18 protein-coding genes are annotated in these 16493 nt (G+C 73.3%); 10 read left to right on the top strand and 8 right to left on the bottom strand.

The features are described 5' to 3' along the window. Positions 1–91 precede the first annotated feature (91 nt). Positions 92–739, bottom strand: coding sequence for a GntR family transcriptional regulator (locus ACFT4A_RS38795; protein ID WP_382840347.1), 648 nt, complete (start codon positions 737–739; stop codon positions 92–94). A 106-nt stretch (positions 740–845) separates the two neighbouring features. Here ACFT4A_RS38795 and ACFT4A_RS38790 point away from each other — a divergent pair, with 106 nt between their 5' ends. Next, entirely contained in the window at positions 846–1124 is a 279-nt protein-coding gene (locus ACFT4A_RS38790) for a glutaredoxin domain-containing protein (RefSeq protein ID WP_382840345.1), read from the top strand. 179 nt (positions 1125–1303) lie between these two features. After that, positions 1304–1480: a hypothetical protein gene (locus tag ACFT4A_RS38785; RefSeq protein WP_382840342.1), complete on the top strand. Its 177-nt coding sequence runs from the start codon at positions 1304–1306 to the stop codon at positions 1478–1480. 84 nt (positions 1481–1564) lie between these two features. Here the strand turns inward: ACFT4A_RS38785 and ACFT4A_RS38780 are convergent, their stop codons facing one another. The 3 genes from ACFT4A_RS38780 to ACFT4A_RS38770 form a co-directional block, all read right to left on the bottom strand. Continuing rightward, a complete protein-coding gene (locus ACFT4A_RS38780) occupies positions 1565–2227 on the bottom strand; it encodes a DUF4232 domain-containing protein (protein ID WP_382840339.1) in 663 nt (220 codons plus the stop codon). A gap of 134 nt (positions 2228–2361) precedes the next feature. Further along, positions 2362–3297, bottom strand: coding sequence for a YihY/virulence factor BrkB family protein (locus ACFT4A_RS38775; RefSeq protein ID WP_382840337.1), 936 nt, complete (start codon positions 3295–3297; stop codon positions 2362–2364). A gap of 155 nt (positions 3298–3452) precedes the next feature. Continuing rightward, positions 3453–4103 (bottom strand): fasciclin domain-containing protein, encoded by a 651-nt coding sequence (locus tag ACFT4A_RS38770; protein WP_382840334.1) that lies wholly within the window; start codon positions 4101–4103, stop codon positions 3453–3455. A gap of 368 nt (positions 4104–4471) precedes the next feature. On the opposite strand from ACFT4A_RS38770, the gene ACFT4A_RS38765 reads away from it, so the two are divergent. The 5 genes from ACFT4A_RS38765 to ACFT4A_RS38745 are packed head-to-tail and all read left to right on the top strand — an operon-like array spanning position 4472 to position 9909. After that, entirely contained in the window at positions 4472–5761 is a 1290-nt protein-coding gene (locus tag ACFT4A_RS38765; RefSeq protein WP_382840331.1) for an NAD(P)/FAD-dependent oxidoreductase, read from the top strand. Beyond that, positions 5755–6513, top strand: coding sequence for a DUF1365 domain-containing protein (locus tag ACFT4A_RS38760; protein WP_382840329.1), 759 nt, complete (start codon positions 5755–5757; stop codon positions 6511–6513). Before ACFT4A_RS38765 ends, ACFT4A_RS38760 begins: the two co-directional genes overlap by 7 nt. Next, positions 6510–7799: a class I SAM-dependent methyltransferase gene (locus ACFT4A_RS38755; RefSeq protein ID WP_382840326.1), complete on the top strand. Its 1290-nt coding sequence runs from the start codon at positions 6510–6512 to the stop codon at positions 7797–7799. Before ACFT4A_RS38760 ends, ACFT4A_RS38755 begins: the two co-directional genes overlap by 4 nt. Beyond that, positions 7796–9115 carry a class I SAM-dependent methyltransferase gene (locus tag ACFT4A_RS38750; RefSeq protein ID WP_382840323.1) on the top strand — a complete coding sequence of 440 codons (1320 nt, stop codon included), beginning with the start codon at positions 7796–7798 and terminating at the stop codon, positions 9113–9115. Before ACFT4A_RS38755 ends, ACFT4A_RS38750 begins: the two co-directional genes overlap by 4 nt. Beyond that, on the top strand, positions 9112–9909 hold the full coding sequence (locus tag ACFT4A_RS38745) for a DUF1295 domain-containing protein (RefSeq protein ID WP_382840321.1): 798 nt from the start codon (positions 9112–9114) through the stop codon (positions 9907–9909). The genes ACFT4A_RS38750 and ACFT4A_RS38745 overlap by 4 nt, the downstream gene beginning before the upstream one ends. Positions 9910–9912: 3 nt before the next feature. On the opposite strand, the gene ACFT4A_RS38740 is transcribed toward ACFT4A_RS38745, so the two are convergent. Together ACFT4A_RS38740 and ACFT4A_RS38735 are read right to left on the bottom strand one after the other, a co-directional pair. After that, entirely contained in the window at positions 9913–10665 is a 753-nt protein-coding gene (locus tag ACFT4A_RS38740) for an anti-sigma factor domain-containing protein (RefSeq protein WP_382840318.1), read from the bottom strand. After that, positions 10662–11246 carry a sigma-70 family RNA polymerase sigma factor gene (locus ACFT4A_RS38735; protein WP_382840316.1) on the bottom strand — a complete coding sequence of 195 codons (585 nt, stop codon included), beginning with the start codon at positions 11244–11246 and terminating at the stop codon, positions 10662–10664. Before ACFT4A_RS38735 ends, ACFT4A_RS38740 begins: the two co-directional genes overlap by 4 nt. Before the next feature lie 231 nt (positions 11247–11477). Here ACFT4A_RS38735 and ACFT4A_RS38730 point away from each other — a divergent pair, with 231 nt between their 5' ends. Together ACFT4A_RS38730 and ACFT4A_RS38725 are read left to right on the top strand one after the other, a co-directional pair. Beyond that, positions 11478–12140 carry an alpha/beta fold hydrolase gene (locus tag ACFT4A_RS38730; RefSeq protein ID WP_382840313.1) on the top strand — a complete coding sequence of 221 codons (663 nt, stop codon included), beginning with the start codon at positions 11478–11480 and terminating at the stop codon, positions 12138–12140. 67 nt (positions 12141–12207) lie between these two features. Next, on the top strand, positions 12208–12879 hold the full coding sequence (locus ACFT4A_RS38725) for a hypothetical protein (RefSeq protein WP_382840311.1): 672 nt from the start codon (positions 12208–12210) through the stop codon (positions 12877–12879). A 25-nt stretch (positions 12880–12904) separates the two neighbouring features. Here ACFT4A_RS38725 and ACFT4A_RS38720 read toward each other — a convergent pair whose 3' ends face one another. After that, a complete protein-coding gene (locus tag ACFT4A_RS38720; protein WP_382840309.1) occupies positions 12905–14170 on the bottom strand; it encodes an MFS transporter in 1266 nt (421 codons plus the stop codon). Positions 14171–14305: 135 nt separating this feature from the next. Beyond that, the gene (locus ACFT4A_RS38715; RefSeq protein ID WP_382840307.1) at positions 14306–15364 is read right to left on the bottom strand and encodes a saccharopine dehydrogenase family protein; all 1059 of its coding nucleotides are present in this window, start codon (positions 15362–15364) and stop codon (positions 14306–14308) included. Between the two features lie 131 nt (positions 15365–15495). Here ACFT4A_RS38715 and ACFT4A_RS38710 point away from each other — a divergent pair, with 131 nt between their 5' ends. After that, complete coding sequence (locus ACFT4A_RS38710; protein ID WP_382840305.1) at positions 15496–16452, top strand: helix-turn-helix domain-containing protein; 957 nt, start codon at positions 15496–15498, stop codon at positions 16450–16452. The last annotated feature ends 41 nt before the right edge of the window (positions 16453–16493 follow it).

Raw genomic sequence — 16493 nt, 5'->3', positions numbered from 1 at the left:
GTCCGGCAAGACCGCCCCTGACATGCCAGCAGCCAAGTACACTCCCGACGATGCCTCTGACCAGGCCAGATAGCGAAACGCTGCTGGAGTACTAGCCCGCCAGCAGCACTTTCAGCGTCGACTCCAGGTGGTGGTCGATGGCGGCACAGGCGGCCTGGGCGTCGCCGGCCTCCAGGGCGTCGAGGATCGCCTCGTGTTCGCCCAGCACCGCTTCCTGGCGTCCCTGCTGGTTGAAGAGGGCGACGACTCCGGTGCGGACCTGGCGGCTGCGCAGGCCCTCGTAGTGCCGGTCGAGGAGGGCGTTGCCGACGGCGGACACCAGGGCCGCGTGGAAGCAGTGGTCCACGGCGATGAACTCCCGGGCCTGGTCGGCACCGGTGAGCTCGCGCTGCCGCTCCAGCAGGGACCGCAGCTCCGCCACCGGCGCTACCCCGCCGGAGACCAGCTCCTGCGCGGCGTACCGCTCGACGATGCCCCGCAGCTCCATCAGCTCGCGGATCTCCCGTCCCGTGAGCGGGGACACGCGAGCGCCCCGCTTGGGCACCAGCTCGACGAGATCCTCGGCGGCGAGCTGCAGCAGCGCTTCCCTGATGGGCGTGCGGGAGACGCCGATACGGTCCGCCAGCTCCTGCTCCGACAGGAAGGCGCCCTGCATCCCGGGATCCGTCAGCACCGTGTCCTTGAGATACGCGTACGCCTTCTCCCGACCGGACGTCACGGCAGCCCCCAGCTCTCGCATACACCTTGTATACGGACGCTACCATGCGGCTTCCGGAGGGGCACCGTTCCGTTTTCGGGCCGTCAGTGGGGCCGGGCCAGTAAGCCCGGGAGCGAGGGAGAGACGCATGTCCGAGGAGACTGGTGGGGTCGTCATCTACTGGCGTCCCCTGTGTACGTACTGCATGAAGCTGCTGACGCAACTCCGCTTCACTCGGCTCCGATACACCAAGGTCAACATCTGGCGGAACCCGGACGCGGCGGCGTTCGTGCGGTCGGTTGCCGAGGGGAACGAGACGGTGCCCACGGTGACCGTGGCCGGGCGGGCCATGGTGAATCCCTCGAAGCGGGAGCTTCTGGAGGCGGTCGAGGCCTACGCGCCGCATCTGTTGCGCGAGAACGGCTGATCGCTTCGGCGGTGGGCGAGTTGCGGTCAACTCGCCTCCACAATCACCCGTTAGAGGGACCGTTGACCTTGACCGGGGTGCTCAACGGCCCTGCCGGCGGCGGAGAGGGCCACTATGAGTGCAAGCAGCAACGAGCACCAGGAGGTACCGCAATGACTGTGGCTCCAACTCGCTCTGTAGTGTCCATCGCTCGCCCGAGGAACTGGGCGGCCCTGCTCATCGTCATCGTGATCGTCTATGCGCCGGCGGCGCAGATCCAGGACATCCTGACCGGCCTGACCGCACTGTCAGCGGTACTCGTCTCGGGCACGGCGGTGCGGGCCGTGTCGGCGCCCCGGCGGCAGATGACCGTCTGAGAGCGGGCCGGGCTGGAATCCCCGCCAGAGGACAGGGCCGGACCACACAGTGGTCCGGCCCTTTCGCCTGGTTGTCCCCGGTGCTCAGCCCGAGAAGGGGACCGCGTCGGTGGGGGACGTGTGCCAGCTGGTGACGATCGGCTTGTCCACGACGTAGGAATCGACCTTCAGGGACTCCGGGTTCGGGTCGTCGTTGGCGACGGAGACGATGAGGCTGTCGAGTTCCTTGCCGGTGTCGCCGTTGGTGGTCTTCGGGTTGACGCCGGCGTAGGCGGTGACGCCTTCGCGCAGGGTGATCGGCTGGCCCGCCGACTGCTCCGCCGGCTCGGCCTCCGTGCCGTCCGAGCCGAAGGCCACGACCGGCAGTTCGGCGGGAAGGACGCAGGTGATGCCGGACTTGGCCGTGGCCTTGATCAGGAAGTAGCCGCCGGCCTGGTCCTCGGAGCTCACGCTCCAGGAGATGTCGTTGGTGCCGCAGCTCTGGCCGTAGCCCTTCTTGTCGCCGGACGAGTCGCCGTCTGCCGTAGCGGACTTGTCCGACGACGAGCCGCCGCCGGTGGACTTCGACGTGCCCGAATCGCCGCTGCCGCTGTCGCTGCCGCCGGACGCCGTCGGGCTTGCCTGGCTGGAGGATGCCGCCGGGGAATCCGACGCCGACGACTCGTCACCGCCCCCACACGCAGTCATCAGCAGGCCCGAGCCGATCACGGCGGTGACGGCGAGGGCGGTGCGCAGACGACGGTTCATCGCGGAAATCCTCCAAGGAACGACAAGTGCGGGACACCAGGCGATCGGTAGCGATTGGTATCGCGCGTTTACGATCTTCAAGACGAGCGCTTCCGGGATCCGGTTCACGCCGTCTCACGTCCCGGACGTCGCCGTCACGTGCCTGTGACAGAGCCTCGGACGGGGCGGCGTTCGGACTCCGGCTCGCTCAGTTCGGCGGTGAACTGGGCGCCGGCCAGCAGGGCCAGGTTGGACAGCCACAGCCAGACGAGGAAGACCACGACGCCGGCGAGGGAGCCGTAGAGCCTGCTGTAGGTGCTCAGCGCGGAGGCGTAGAGGGCGAAGCCCGCGGAGACGGTGAGCCACAGGGCGGCGGCCAGGGCTCCGCCGGGGAGGCTGTGGCCGCGGGTGCGGGCCGCCCTGGGGCCGGTGTGGAAGACGATGACGACCAGCAGGGCCACCACGCACAGCAGGAGGGGCCAGCGCAGCAGGCTCCAGGTCCACGCGGCCATCGTGCCGAGCCCGAGGTAACGGCCGACGTTCTCGGCCGCGGGGCCGCTCAGCAGCAGGACGAGGGAACCGACGACGAGCAGACCGAGCAGGGCGAGCGCGGTGAGCAGGATGCGGTGGGCCTTGCGCCAGGGCGAGCGGCTGTCGGCCTCCCGGTGCATACGGTGCAGGGCCCGGCGGAAGACGGCGAGGTAGCTGGAGGCGGACCACAGCGCGCTCACGATGCCGCCGCACAGCAGGGTCCAGACGGCCGAACCGTCGTGCAGCGTCCGGGACAGCACGTCGTGCAGGGGGGCACCCGACTGGCCGGGCGCGTAGGCGGTGACGTGCGCGATGAAGGCCTCGGCCGTGCCCGGGCTGATCCGGCCGAACGCGATGGCCGTGACGAGCAGGGCGGGCAGCACGGCCAGGATGGCGTAGTAGGTGAGGGCGGCGGCGAAGTCCGACACGTCGTCGCGCCACATCGACACCGGGGTGCGGCGCAGGGCGGCGGCCCAGGGCCGTACGGGCGATACGCCCGGCCGGGAGGCGGTGTCGGCGGCGGGGCCGTGGGCTGCCGGGGAGTGCGGTTCAGCGGACATGGGGGGCCTGACGTGCGGACGTGCTGAGGCGGACGTGGGTACCGACACTGTAGGCGGCCGGTGCGACCGGGTGATGTCGTGCCTCGGGGTCGGCTGCTCTCACGCGGTCGGCGGGGCACCGCCGCTACGGTGCCCCGCCGTGCCCGCGTGGGCCGTCAGCTGCCCGGCATCAGGACGGTGTCGATGATGTAGACGTTGGCGTTGGCGGTCTTCACGTTGCCGCAGACGACCTTCGCGGAGTCGTTCACGGTGTACGACTCCCCCGAGCCCGACGTCGTCAGCTTCGACTTCTCCAGCGTGTCGAAGGAGCCGTTCTCCAGGTCCTTCGGGGTCAGCTTCTCGCCGACCACGTGGTAGGTGAGGATCTTCGTCAGCTGGGCCTTGTCGTTGAGGACCTTGTCCAGAGTCGCCTTGGGGATCTTCGCGAAGGCGTCGTTCGTGGGCGCGAACACCGTGATGTTCTCGGCGTTGTTGAGGGTGTCGACCAGTCCGGCCTTCTTGACGGCCGTCACGAGGGTGGACAGCGCCGGGTTGTTGGACGCGGCGGTGGCCACCGGGTCCTTGGCCATGCCGTCGAAGGAGCCGGCGCCGTCCTCGGGCACCGTCGAGCAGGCCGGGCCGAAAGGCTCGTCCATGGAGGTGCCGCCGGAGCCGTCCATGCCGGCGGCGGACGCCGAGGGCGACGCCTTGCCCGCGGAGTCCGATGCGGCGGAGGAACCGCTGCCGCTGGAGCAGGCGCTCAGGGCCAGGGGGAGCACGGCTGCGGCTGCCACGGTCACGGCGATGCGGCGGAATCGGGTGTTCATGGTGTTTCTCCTGGTGGTGAGGTGGGGCGGGGCGGGGCGGAGGCAGGGCCGGGGCTGGTCAGTGGGTGTGGGCGCCCTCGGTGGCCTGACAGGGAATGCGGGATGCCTCGCCGGGCGGCCGGACGTGTCACGTGGGGAATCCGGCCCTGGAAGCGGGGCGGATTGGTCGGGCCGCTCGTTCGGATGAAGTCGTCTCTCCGACCCATCCGCAGGCGGTTCCGCTACGGATTCCACGGCCACCCCGGCATCCGGACGGCGTCCGCGCACGGAAGTACTTGGTAGCGGCCCGGTCCAATCCGCTCGCGCGGCGGCTCCGGATTACGCGCGAGACCCATGTCCGTGTCCAGGTCCGACCAGGAGGAGAGGCGATGTCACAGGTGCCGGGAAACGCCGCACGGGAGCGGCGCCGCACGGCCGTGATCGGCAGTGGGGTGGCGGGCCTGACCGCCGCGTACGTACTGGCCCGCGCGCATCACGTCACGCTGTTCGAGGCCGACGACCGGCTCGGCGGGCACGCCCACACCCACGAGCTGACCTCGTCCGGCGGCGCGACGTACCGCGTCGACTCCGGCTTCATCGTGCACAACCGCCGCACCTACCCGAACCTCCTGCGCCTCTTCGACGAACTCGGCGTCGCCACGCAGGAGTCGGAGATGAGCATGTCGGTGCGGTGCGAGGGCTGCGGTCTGGAGTACGCCGGTGCCCGTGGCCCCGCCGGGCTGTTCGCCCGGCCCCGCAACGCCCTGCGCGGGGCCTATCTGCGGATGCTCACCGAGGTGCCCGCCTTCCACCGGGCCGCACGGCGGCACCTCGCGCGAGGGGCGGAGCAGGACCTCACCCTCGGGGAGTTCCTGGACCACGAGGGCTTCTCGCCGTACTTCCGCACGCACTTCACGACCCCTCTCGTGTCGGCGGTGTGGTCCTGCGACGCCGGCGTCGCCCAGCGCTATCCGGCCGCCTATCTGTTCCGTTTCCTGGAGCACCACGGGCTGCTCTCGGTGAGCGGGTCGCCGACGTGGCGCACGGTCACCGGCGGCTCCCGCTCGTACGTCGAGCGGGTGGCGGCCCGGCTGGACGAGGTGTGCCTCGCGGCTCCGGTCCGGGCCCTGCGGCGGCATCCCGACGGCGTGAGCCTCACCGCGGCCGACGGCACCACACGGTCGTACGACTCGGTGGTCCTCGCGACCCACCCCGACCAGGCGCTGCGGCTGCTGGCCGATGCCACGCCGGAGGAGAAGGAGGTGCTCGGGGCCTTCCGGTACTCCCGCAACAGCACGCTGCTGCACACCGACACCCGGCTGCTGCCGCGTGCGCGCGGGGCGCGGGCGTCGTGGAACTACCTGATGCCGTCGTGCGCGGCGGGCGCCGACCGGGTGCGGGTCAGCTACGACATGAACCGGCTGCAGCGGCTCGACGCCCCCGAGACGTTCGTCGTCACCCTCGGCGGCGAGGACCGTGTCGATCCCGACCGGGTGCGCGCCCGCATGGTCTACGAACACCCGGTCTACACCCCGGAGTCGGTGGCCGCACAGCAGCGGCTGCCCGAACTGGCCGGCCCCGTCACGGCGTTCGCGGGCGCCTACCACGGCTGGGGCTTCCACGAGGACGGCTGCCGGTCCGGGGCGGCGGCCGCGGCGGCACTGGGGGTGCGATGGTGACGACGCCCATAGCCACGCCCGCGCCCGCCCTCTATCCCTGCGCGATCGCCCACGTGCGCACCGCGCCCCTGCGGTACGCGCTGCGCCACCGCACCTACATGTGGCTCGTCGACCCCGACCGGCTCCCCCGGCTGCCGCGCGCACTGCGCCCGTTGGCGCGTTTCGAGCCGCGCGACCACTTCTCCGGCGAGCACCCCTCCATCCGGGCGGGGCTGGACGCCTTCCTGGCCGGCCACGGGGTGGAGCTGGACGGCGGCGCGGTCGTGATGCTCACGCACGCGCGGGTGTTCGGATATGTCTTCAACCCGCTCACCGTCTACTGGTGCCACGGCCCCGACGGGGCCGTGCGCTGTGTGGTCGCCGAGGTCCACAACACCTACGGCGAACGCCACTGCTATCTGCTGCGCCCGGACGCCTCGGGGACGGCGGAGGTGGGCAAGGAGTTCTACGTCTCGCCGTTCTTCCCCGTCGACGGCCGCTACCGCATGCGCCTGCCCGCCCCCGGGGAGCGGCTCGACCTCACCGTGCACCTGGAGCGGGAGGGCGGCAGGCCGTTCACCGCGACCGTGCGCGGGGCGCGTCACGACGTCCGCGCGGGCACGCTGCTGCGGCTGGCCCTGCGCCGGCCCTGGTCCACGCTCGCCGTGTCCGCGGCCATCCGACTGCACGGCATCCGTCTGTATCTGCGCGGGCTGCCCGTCCGCCCCCGACCAGAACATCGGACCCCGAACAACAAGGAGAACTCCGCATGACGACAGCCGAGCTCCGCCCCGGCGGCACGGGGCGGACCGCGACCGCCGCGCCCCGCGTGGCCGTGGACGCGGCCCGCTGGCCCGACGTGGCCCGGCCGCCGAAGGCCTCCCGGGCCCGGACCGCGATCACGGCAGCCGTCGTACGCCATGCCCTGCGGGACCTGCCGCTGCACGTCCGGTTCCCCGACGGCACCTCGCTCGGGAAGGGCGGCCCCGTCCTGGACCTCCACGACCCGCGGGCCTTCCACGCCCGGGTGGGCAGCCAGGGCCTGGTCGGCTTCGGCGAGTCGTACATGGCCGGGGAGTGGGACGCGCCCGACCTGGTCGCCGCCCTCACCGTGCTCGCGGCGGACCTGGGCGAGCTGATCCCCGCACCGCTGCAGCGGCTGCGCGGACTGTGGGCGCCGCGTCGGCCGGACGCCCAGCGCAACACCGCCAGCGGCTCGCGCACCAACATCAGCCGCCACTACGACCTGTCCAACGACCTGTTCGCGCTGTTCCTCGACGACACCCTCAGCTACTCCTCGGCCCTCTTCCGCGGCTTCCCCGCCGACTGGGACCTGCTCGCCGCCGCCCAGCACCGCAAGATCGACCGGCTGCTGGATCTCGCCGAGGTACGGGAGGGCACCCGGGTGCTGGAGATCGGCACCGGGTGGGGAGAGCTGGCCATCCGCGCCGCCGCGCGCGGCGCGCACGTCACCTCGCTCACCCTCTCCCGGGAACAGGCCGCCCTGGCCCGCGAGCGCGTCGCGGCGGCCGGTCTCGCCGAGCGGGTCTCGGTGGAACTGTGCGACTACCGCGAGGCCCGCGGCACCTACGACGCCGTCCTGAGCGTGGAGATGGTCGAGGCGGTGGGCGCGGAGTTCTGGCCCGTCTACTTCCGCGTCCTGGACGAACGGCTGGCCCCGGGCGGACGCGCCGCCCTCCAGGCCATCACCATGCCCCACGACCGGATGCTCGCCAGCCGGGACACCTTCACCTGGATCTCCAAGTACGTCTTCCCCGGCGGCGTGATCCCCTCCGTCGAGGCCGTCGCCGGGACCGTCCGCGACCACACCCGGCTGCGCGTCACCCGCCGCGACGCCTACGGCGCCCACTACGCCGAGACCCTGCGCCTGTGGCGCGAGCGCTTCGCCGGGCGCGCGGACGAGGTCGCCGCGCTCGGCTTCGACGAGACGTTCCGACGCCTGTGGACGTTCTACCTCGCCTACTCCGAGGCCGGATTCCGCTCCGGCTACCTGGACGTGCAGCAGTACCTGCTCACCAAGGAGGCCACGGCCCGATGACTCCGACTCCCCCTTCCGCCCTCACCCGGCCCGGCGCCGCGCACCGGCTCGTCTCCGCCGTGGAGACCGCGCTCGGCGGTCCCCTCCCGGTGCGGGTCCGCGCCTGGGACGGCAGCGAGACCGGACCGGACGGCGGCCCGGTGGTCGTCGTACGGTCCCGGCACGCCCTGCGCCGCCTGCTCTGGCAGCCCGGCGAACTGGGCCTGGCCCAGGCCTACGTCACCGGAGAGCTCGACATCGAGGGCGACCTCGGCGACGGGCTGCGCGGCCTGTGGGCCGCCGCGCGGGAGCGCGGACGGCACACGCCCCGGCTGAGCGCCGCCGACCGCGCGCGGGCGGTCGGCACGGCCCTGAGCCTCGGTGCCGTCGGCCCGCCGCCCGTCCCACCGGCCTCCCAGGCGCGGCTGCGCGGCGGCCTGCACAGCAGGGCCCGCGACCGGGCCGCCATCAGCCACCACTACGACCTGTCCAACGCCTTCTACCGGCTGCTCCTCGACGAGACGATGGCCTACTCGTGCGGCTACTGGGCGAGCGAGGCCCCCGGCTTCACCCCGGCCGACGCCCAGCGCGCCAAGCTGGAGCTGATCTGCCGCAAGCTCGGCCTGCTGCCCGGCGCCCGGCTGCTCGACGTCGGCTGCGGCTGGGGCTCGCTCACCCTGTACGCCGCCGAGCGGCACAAGGCGCGTGTCACCGCGGTGACCCTGGCCCGGGAGCAGGCGGCGTACGTCCGTGCGCGGGTGTGCGAGCGGGGTCTCGAGGACCGGGTGGAGGTGGTGTGCCAGGACTACCGGGACATCACGGGCGGCGGCTACGACGCGGTCGCCACCGTGGAGATGGGCGAGCACGTCGGGGACGCCGAGTACCCGGCCTTCGCCGCCGCCCTGCACCGGCTGGTGCGGCCGCTGGGCCGGGTGCTGGTGCAGCAGATGTCGCGCGGGCGGAACGCGCCCGGGGGCGGTGCCTTCATCGAGGCGTACATCGCGCCCGACATGCACATGCGGCCGGTGGGCGAGACGGTCGGGCTGCTGGAAGGGGCCGGGCTCGAGGTGCGGTCCGTGGAGTCGCTGCGCGAGCACTACGTGCGGACGATCGGCGCCTGGCACCGGACCCTGGAGGAACGCTGGGGCGATGTCGTGGGACTCGTCGGCGAGGAGACCGCCCGGGTGTGGCGGCTGTACCTGGTCGGCGGGGCGCTGGCCTTCGAGGAGCGGCGTATGGGTGTGGACCAGATTCTGAGTGTGCGGCCGACGGACGAGGGGTGTGCCGGGCTGCCCTCGACGCCCGAGGACTGGTACACCGGGCTGGACCGGCCGTGAACGGGTTCGCCTGGGGCGCCTTCGCGGTCGGACTCGCCTGGTCCGCCGGGGCCGCTCTCGCCGTGATGCTGGTGACCTTCGCCGTCGCCGTGCGCAAGGGCCTGCACCGGATCGTCGACGTGGCCTGGGGCCTGGGATTCACCGCCGTCGCCGTCGTGACCTTCGCGGCGTCGGCGGGCACCGGCGACCCCGGGCGGCGGATCCTGGTCACCGTGCTGACGGCGGTGTGGGGGCTGCGCCTGGCCCGGCACATCGCCCGGCGCGGGCGCGGACACGGCGAGGACCCGCGCTACGAGGAGATGCTGGCCAAGGCGCCCGGCAACCGGAACCTGTACGCGCTGCGGATCGTGTATCTGCTCCAGGGCGCCCTGGTGTGGCTGGTGTCGCTGCCGGTGCAGGCCGCGCAGTACATCACCGGGCCGATGACGGCGTGGGCCGCCGCGGGCGCCTGTCTGTGGGCGGTCGGCATGTTCTTCGAGGCGGTCGGGGACGCCCAGCTCGCCCGGTTCAAGGCCGATCCGGGGAACAAGGGCCGGATCATGGACCGGGGGCTGTGGAGCTGGACCCGCCATCCCAACTACTTCGGGGACTTCTGCGTGTGGTGGGGCCTGTTCCTCATCGCCTGCGACGCGCCCGCAGCGGCGGCGGCCGTGCTCGTGTCGCCGGTGGTGATGAGCCTGCTGCTGACCAAGGGCAGCGGGAAGCGGCTGCTGGAGCGGCACATGGCCGAGCGTCCGGGGTATGCCGCGTACGCGGCCCGGACCAGCGGCTTCTTCCCGCTGCCTCCCAAGTGAGCCTCAGGCGGGGAAGGCCATCGCGGCCACCGGGGCCGAGGTCGGCCGCTCGGACCCGCCCGCCGGCTCGACGGTGATGCCCATGCCCGACGCCCCGTCCACGGCACCCCGCATCAGGACGGCCTGGTCGGTGCGCCCGGGGTCCATGAGTCCGGCGGACCGCATGGTGCCGTCGTCGTCGAACCACAGCTGGTAGACCTTGCCCCGCGGCGGATCCGTCATCCCGGAGACGACGAACACGGCCCGGTCCTGGCCCTCGGAGACGACGACGGTGCCGGTGGCCCCGTCGGCCAGTTTCGCGGTGCGGGTCCTGGCGTCCGGTGCCGCGAGCACGGTGGCGATCCGGTCCGTGGCCTGTTCGGCCTGCCGGGCCTGGTCGAGGGCGTCCTCGGCGCGCTGGTGCTGCCACACCGCCGTACCGCCGAGCGCGGTGGCCGCCGCGAGGCATGCCGCCAGGGCCCAGCGCGAGAGCGGGCGCCCCCAGGAGGCCGTACGGCCCGCGCGGGGCTTGGGCGGCTCCCCGGGCGGGTCCTGGCGGACGGTGGTGATCCGGCGCAGCACCTGCTCGCGCAGCACCGGGCGGGGCGTGAGCGAGACGGCGAGTCCCAGGCGGGCGGCGGCGGCCGTCAGTTCGGCGGTCTCCTCGGCGCACGGCTCGCAGGCCGCGAGGTGCCGTCCGAAGGCCTCCCGCTCCTCGTCGGACAGGGCGTGCAGGGCGTAGGCGCCGGTCAGGGTGTGCAGGTCGGCGGCGGTCACGCGGTCACCCCCAGGCAGTCGCGGAGCCGGATGAGTCCGTCGCGCAGACGGGTCTTGACGGTGCCCAGGGGAAGCGTCAGGGCTTCCGCCACCTGCCGGTAGGTCAGCCCCCGGTAGTACGCGAGGGTGACGGCCTGGCGCTGGATCTCGGTCAGCGTGCGCAGACAGCGCCGCACCTGCTCCCGCTCCAGCCGTGCCTCGACCTGCTCGGTCACCTCGTCGTACTCGGGCGTGTGCTCCAGCAGGGCGGCCTTGTGGTCCCGGGCCGCGGCGGCCTCCACCGAGCGCACCCGGTCGACCGCCCGGCGGTGCGCCAGGGTGAGGATCCAGTTGATCGCCGTACCGCGGTCGGAGCGGTAGCGGGGGGCGGTGCGCCACACCTCCACCAGGACCTCCTGGGCCACCTCCTCCGACTGCGCCTGGTCGCGCAGCACGGCGCGCACGACACCGAGGACCGGGCTCGCCACGAGGTCGTACACCGAGGCGAACGCGTCCTCGTCGCCCAGGGCGACGAGGCCCACCAGTTCTTGCAGGTCCGGCTCGGCGGACGGGTTTCGGCCGATGTGCACGGCTTCTTTCACGGGGGTCCTCCGTGGTCGGGACGTCTCCGGTGGTAATCCGGTCCCCGGAGGGCGGCGGATTGGTCCCGCTCCCCGGAAAAAACGCAGGTGGGACCGGACGGCCTGGGCAGGGGCCCGGGTTTCGGGGACCATGGCGTGGCCGGCGGCCGGCCAATCCGTTCGCCGACCGGCTACGGATGACCAGTGAACGGTTCTCCCCGGCGGGGGACACACGAGGGGTGAGGAGCACGGATGACGGTTCACGAACGGGAGACCGTCCCCGGGGCGGCCCGCATGCCGGCCGCGCTGGTGCCGCGGCTCGCCCCCGGCACGCCGCGGGCCGCGGTGCTGTTCCTGCACGGCGGCAGGTCCGAGGGCCGGTCCCCGTCGCGGCCCTGGCATCTGGCGGCCCTGCGGATGAGGCCCTTCGTGCGGGCCGTCGCCGCCGCGCTGCCTGACGACGACGGGGTCTTCCTGGGAGAGGTGCGCTACCGCGTGCGCGGCTGGAACGGCGACGAGGGCGATGCCCTGCGGGACGTCCGGCGGGCGCTCGACGAGCTCGTCCGCCGGGCCGGTGACGTCCCGGTGGTTCTCGTGGGTCACTCGATGGGGGGTCGCGCGGCCCTGCGTGCCGCGGGCGCCCCGCAGGTCCGGGCGGTGCTGGCGCTGGCGCCCTGGTGCCCGGACGGCGAGCCGGTGAGCCAGCTGCGGGACAAGGACGTCGTCGTGATCCACGGGGACCGGGACCGTGTGACCGACCCGGGCGCGTCGGTGTCGTACGTGCGGCGGGCCCGCGCGGCCGGGGCGCGGGCGGACGTCCGTCTCGTCCCGGGCGGTGACCACGCGATGCTCCGGGGCGACACGAACTGGCACCGCCTCGCGGCCTCGACCGCCGTGGGCCTGCTCCCGTCCTGACCGATCGCTTCACCCCGAAGGGTGAACGGGCCCCGGGCCGGGCCCGCGCGGCGGCGACACTGCCAGGGTGCTGAGCGATCTTCCCGACATCCCCGACGAGTTCATCGGCCGCCGGGCCGAACTGGACCATCTCGCCGACACGTTGGAACGCCGTCGCCTGGTCACCCTCACCGGGGTGGGCGGGGTGGGGAAGAGCAGGCTGGCCCTGCACGCCGCGCACGCGGTCCGCGCCGACCGGGGCCGCGAGGTGATCTGGGCGGAGCTGTGGCCGCTGCGGGACGACCGTCTGCTCACCGCGACGGTCGCGGGCGCCGCGGGCTTCGCCGACCACACGGCGGCCCTGCCGCTGGACGTGCTGTGCGTCTGGCTCGCGGGCCAGGACGCCGTCCTGGTGCTCGACTCCTGCGAACACCTGCTGAGTTCCTGCCGGCACCTGGCCGCGCGGCTGCTGACGGCCTGCCCTTCGCTGACCGTGCCGGCGACCAGCCGGGCAGCGCTGGAGGTGCCCGGCGAACTCCTCGTCACCGTGGGGCCGTTGCCGGCCGCGACCGACGGACCCGGCCGACCTCGTGACGGCCGGCCGGCTGTGCGCGTGGCTGGAGGGCATTCCGCTGGCGCTGGAACTGGTCGCGGGCCATCTGGGACAGCGCACGATCACCCTCGCCGAGGTCGAGCGGTGCTGCGGGACCCCGAGTCCGTCCTGCGGGACCTCCTGGACGGCTCGGGCCGGAGCCGGTGAGGCACCCGGAGGCCGGCGGGCCCCGTCACTCCCCCCGCTGCTCGTGCCGTCCGAAGCCGTGGATCAGGGCCACCGCCAGCGCGCTGATCAGCAGCAGCACGCTCATGTACAGGACCACCGGCCAGGGTTCTCCCCCGGCCGCCTCCAGCAGCGCGGCCGCGACGAGGGGCGCGGTGCCGCCCGCCAGCGCCGCCGCCACCTCGCGGCTGAGGGCGACCCCGCTGAACCGGGTCCTGGTCGTGAACAGGTCCGCCAGGAAGCCCGCCTGGGCGCCGAGCTGAGCCCCCAGCAGCAGCCCGCTCAGGCCGAACGCGAACCACACGTACCCGGCCTCCCCGGTGTCCAGCAGCCAGAAGAAGGGGAACGCGAACGCCGCCGCGGCCACCATGGCCCAGCCGAGCACGACCCGGCGGCCGACCACGTCGCCCAGCGCCCCGGCCACCGGCGTCATCGCCGCACTGCACGCGAAGTAGATCAGCGCCCCGACGAGGGTGACCGTGCGGGAGACGTCGAGCCGCTCGGTGAGATAGGCGAGCGCGAACACCACCGGGATGTACGCGGCGACGTTCGGCCCGATACTGCTGATCACCCCGAGGAAGAGGGTCCGCGGAGCGCCGCGGGCCAGCTCCACCGCAGGCGCACGCGCGACTCCCCGCTCCCGCTTGACCTGCTCGAACATCGGGCTCTCGGCCACGCTGACGCGGATGTAGAAGCCGGTCGCCGTGACCAGGATGGTGACCAGGAAGGGGATGCGCCATCCCCAGTCGAGGAAGTCGTCCGGGGGCAGGGCCGCCACGGCGGCGACGGCCCCGGCCGAGAGCAGCGCGCCGACCGCCGCACCCGCCGGGGGGATGGCGGCGTACCGTCCGCGGCGCTCCGGCGTGGCGAACTCGGCCAGGGTGAGGGAGGCGCCCGCGTACTCGGCGCCCGCGCCGAACCCCTGGATCATCCGCAGCACCACGAGCAGCGCGGGAGCCCACGCCCCGGCGGTCTCGTACGTCGGCAGCGCGCCCATCAGGGCGCTGGCCAGGCCGACCGTGACCAGCGTGATCACCAGCATCCGTCTGCGGCCCAGCCGGTCCCCGTAGTGCCCGATGACCAGCGCGCCGAGCGGCCGGACGGCGAACCCGACCGCGAACGTGGCGAAGGACGCCAGGGTCGCCGCGACCGGGTCGCCGGGCGGGAAGAACAGCCGGTTCAGGACGAGCGCGCTCATGGTGCTGAACAGGATGAAGCCGTACCACTCCAGCGCGGTGCCGATGGTCGTCGCCAGCACCACGCGCGTCAGCATGGACGGTCCTCCACCGGCCATACGCCGCATATACCGCATCCGGCCACTCTGGTCGAGAGTCTGCGCCCGCCCGCCGAACCTCGCCGGTACCGGGGGCGCACACCCGTCGGACGGACGCAGCGCCCGCTCCGGCCGTCAGGACACGCTCGCCGACGGGAGCGGGTCGAGGGTGACGTGCGGGGACAGCGCCCGGAGGAAGTCGGGGGCGTCGAAGATCCGGCCGGCGGAGGCGACGCCGAGCGTGCGGGTCCGGCCCGTGAGGACGCGGTGCACCGCCTCCACCACGAGCGGTGCGGTGACGGCGTAGATGTCCCGGCCGCGTGCCACGGCACGCCGTTCGGTGTCACCGCGCCGTACGACCACGTCGACCAGGAAGGTCTGCTCGGAACGGCCGTTCCGGTCGGCCGCGGTGGGCGCCGGGGTGTCCGGGGCCGCGAGGTCGCCCGCCGCCTCGGTCGTCATATGGGTGCGCACCTCGGGCACGGAGAGGTGACTGGGGACGGTGACGACGTCGGCCATCGTGAACTCCCCGACGACCTCCCGGGTGCCCATCGGCTCCGGGAAGGGCCACGTGAGGAGGGTCGTCTCGTCGTCGTGGTACTCCAGCCGTCCCTCCGTGTAGCGGACGCGCCTGCCCGCCCGGCGCTCCCGGGAGACCGTGCCCGCGACACGCGTCCCGGGGGTGGGGTGCCAACCGCTCAGCCCGTAGGCGATGTTCACCTCGTCCGCGCTCGTCCAGTCCCCCATCGCCGCGGTGGCCAGCAGGTCGCCGAGGCCGCCGTAGAACGCCATCGCGGGCACGATCACCGCTCCCGCCGCGCGGGCACGGTCCGCGAAGTGCGTGAAGGTGTCGAGGTTGGCCTCGATCTCGGCCGCCACGTCGACGTACGGGATCCCGGCGCGCAGCGCCGCCTCGATCACGGGAGCGGCGGTCACGGCGAAGGGACCGGCGCAGTTGATGACGGCGTCCGCGCCGTCCAGGGCGCGGTCGAGCGAGCCGGGGTCGTCGACCGAGGCCGGACGGACCTCGAGGACACCCGGGGCGCCGGGAAGGGACGCCGCCAGTGCCCGGAGCTTCCCGGCGTCGCGGCCGGAGAGGACCGGGACGAATCCGCGTGCCCGCAGCTCGGCCACCACGAAGCGCCCGGTGTGCCCGTACGCGCCGAACACCGTCACCGTCTGCCCCGGTCGCATTGCCGACCCCATGACATCTCCCCCTGCTCGAAACGGTCCGCCGGGTCCGCTTGACCCGTCGCGACCATCCTGGCGAGGGCGGACGCACCGCCGTGAGTGTCCGGAACGACGTGGCCCGTACAGTTTCGGACATGACCACCGTCGCGCTCGCCGTCACCGATGGCATGCTGCACTTCGAACTGTCCCTGGCGTACGAGGTGTTCGGCCCGCCCCCGGCGGGTGTGACCGTCCCCTGGTACGACGTCGAGGTCTGCGGGTCGGAGGCCGTGCGCGTCGGCCGGTTCCGGCTGGAGCCCGACCAGGGGCTCGACCGGCTCCGGCATGCCGACACCGTGATCGTGCCCGGCTGGGCGGACGTCGACGTGGACCCGCCCGCCGAGCTCGTCGACGCGGTACGCGCGGCCCACGAGGCGGGTGCGCGGGTGGCCTCCCTGTGCACGGGCGCGTTCGTGCTGGCGGCGGCCGGGCTGCTGGACGGCAGGCGCGCGACCACGCACTGGGCCCACACCGAGGCCCTGGCCGGACTCCATCCGCTCGTCGAGGTCGATCCGGACGTGCTCTACGTGGACAACGGCAGCGTGCTCACCTCAGCGGGCAAGGCCGCCGCGATGGATCTGTGTCTGCACCTCGTCCGGCTCGACCACGGCTCGGCCGTCGCCAACGCGGTGGCCCGCCGCCTGGTCGTGCCGCCGCACCGGGCCGGCGGCCAGGCCCAGTTCGTCGCCGCCCCGGTACCCACCCGGGACGACCACCCGCTGGCCGCGCTGCTCCCCTGGGCGATCGAGCGCCTCGACCAGCCGCTCACGGTGGAGGACCTGGCCCGCCGGGCGGGGATGAGCTCACGCCACCTGGGCCGCCACTTCCGGACGGTCACCGGCACCACGCCCCTGCGATGGCTCCTGACCCAACGGATCCGCCGCGCCCAGGAGTTGCTGGAGACCACCGACGACACGGTCGACACCATCGCGACGGCCACCGGCATGGGCACCGCCACGACGCTGCGCCGGCACTTCAACCGGACGGTCGGCGTGCCGCCGGACTCCTACCGCCGCACGTTCCGCACGCGCCACGCGGCACCCGAGCGCTAACCACCCCGTCACAGGCAACGCACAGGCCCTCTTCCGCCTCT

The organism is Streptomyces sp. NPDC057099, assembly GCF_042671245.1.
Lineage (GTDB): Bacteria > Actinomycetota > Actinomycetes > Streptomycetales > Streptomycetaceae > Streptomyces > Streptomyces purpurascens.
This window is presented reverse-complemented; position numbering and strand designations above follow the sequence as displayed.

What these genes read in the sequence shown, in the direction of transcription:
- ACFT4A_RS38780 (WP_382840339.1), bottom strand. Translation starts at nt 2,227, where the DNA reads ATGAACCGTCGTCTGCGCACCGCCCTCGCCGTCACCGCCGTGATCGGC.
- ACFT4A_RS38715 (WP_382840307.1), bottom strand. Translation starts at nt 15,364, where the DNA reads ATGCGACCGGGGCAGACGGTGACGGTGTTCGGCGCGTACGGGCACACC.
- ACFT4A_RS38730 (WP_382840313.1), top strand. Translation starts at nt 11,478, where the DNA reads ATGACGGTTCACGAACGGGAGACCGTCCCCGGGGCGGCCCGCATGCCG.
- ACFT4A_RS38795 (WP_382840347.1), bottom strand. Translation starts at nt 739, where the DNA reads ATGCGAGAGCTGGGGGCTGCCGTGACGTCCGGTCGGGAGAAGGCGTAC.
- ACFT4A_RS38710 (WP_382840305.1), top strand. Translation starts at nt 15,496, where the DNA reads ATGACCACCGTCGCGCTCGCCGTCACCGATGGCATGCTGCACTTCGAA.
- ACFT4A_RS38775 (WP_382840337.1), bottom strand. Translation starts at nt 3,297, where the DNA reads ATGTCCGCTGAACCGCACTCCCCGGCAGCCCACGGCCCCGCCGCCGAC.
- ACFT4A_RS38765 (WP_382840331.1), top strand. Translation starts at nt 4,472, where the DNA reads ATGTCACAGGTGCCGGGAAACGCCGCACGGGAGCGGCGCCGCACGGCC.
- ACFT4A_RS38720 (WP_382840309.1), bottom strand. Translation starts at nt 14,170, where the DNA reads ATGCTGACGCGCGTGGTGCTGGCGACGACCATCGGCACCGCGCTGGAG.
- ACFT4A_RS38770 (WP_382840334.1), bottom strand. Translation starts at nt 4,103, where the DNA reads ATGAACACCCGATTCCGCCGCATCGCCGTGACCGTGGCAGCCGCAGCC.
- ACFT4A_RS38790 (WP_382840345.1), top strand. Translation starts at nt 846, where the DNA reads ATGTCCGAGGAGACTGGTGGGGTCGTCATCTACTGGCGTCCCCTGTGT.
- ACFT4A_RS38750 (WP_382840323.1), top strand. Translation starts at nt 7,796, where the DNA reads ATGACTCCGACTCCCCCTTCCGCCCTCACCCGGCCCGGCGCCGCGCAC.
- ACFT4A_RS38755 (WP_382840326.1), top strand. Translation starts at nt 6,510, where the DNA reads ATGACGACAGCCGAGCTCCGCCCCGGCGGCACGGGGCGGACCGCGACC.
- ACFT4A_RS38760 (WP_382840329.1), top strand. Translation starts at nt 5,755, where the DNA reads ATGGTGACGACGCCCATAGCCACGCCCGCGCCCGCCCTCTATCCCTGC.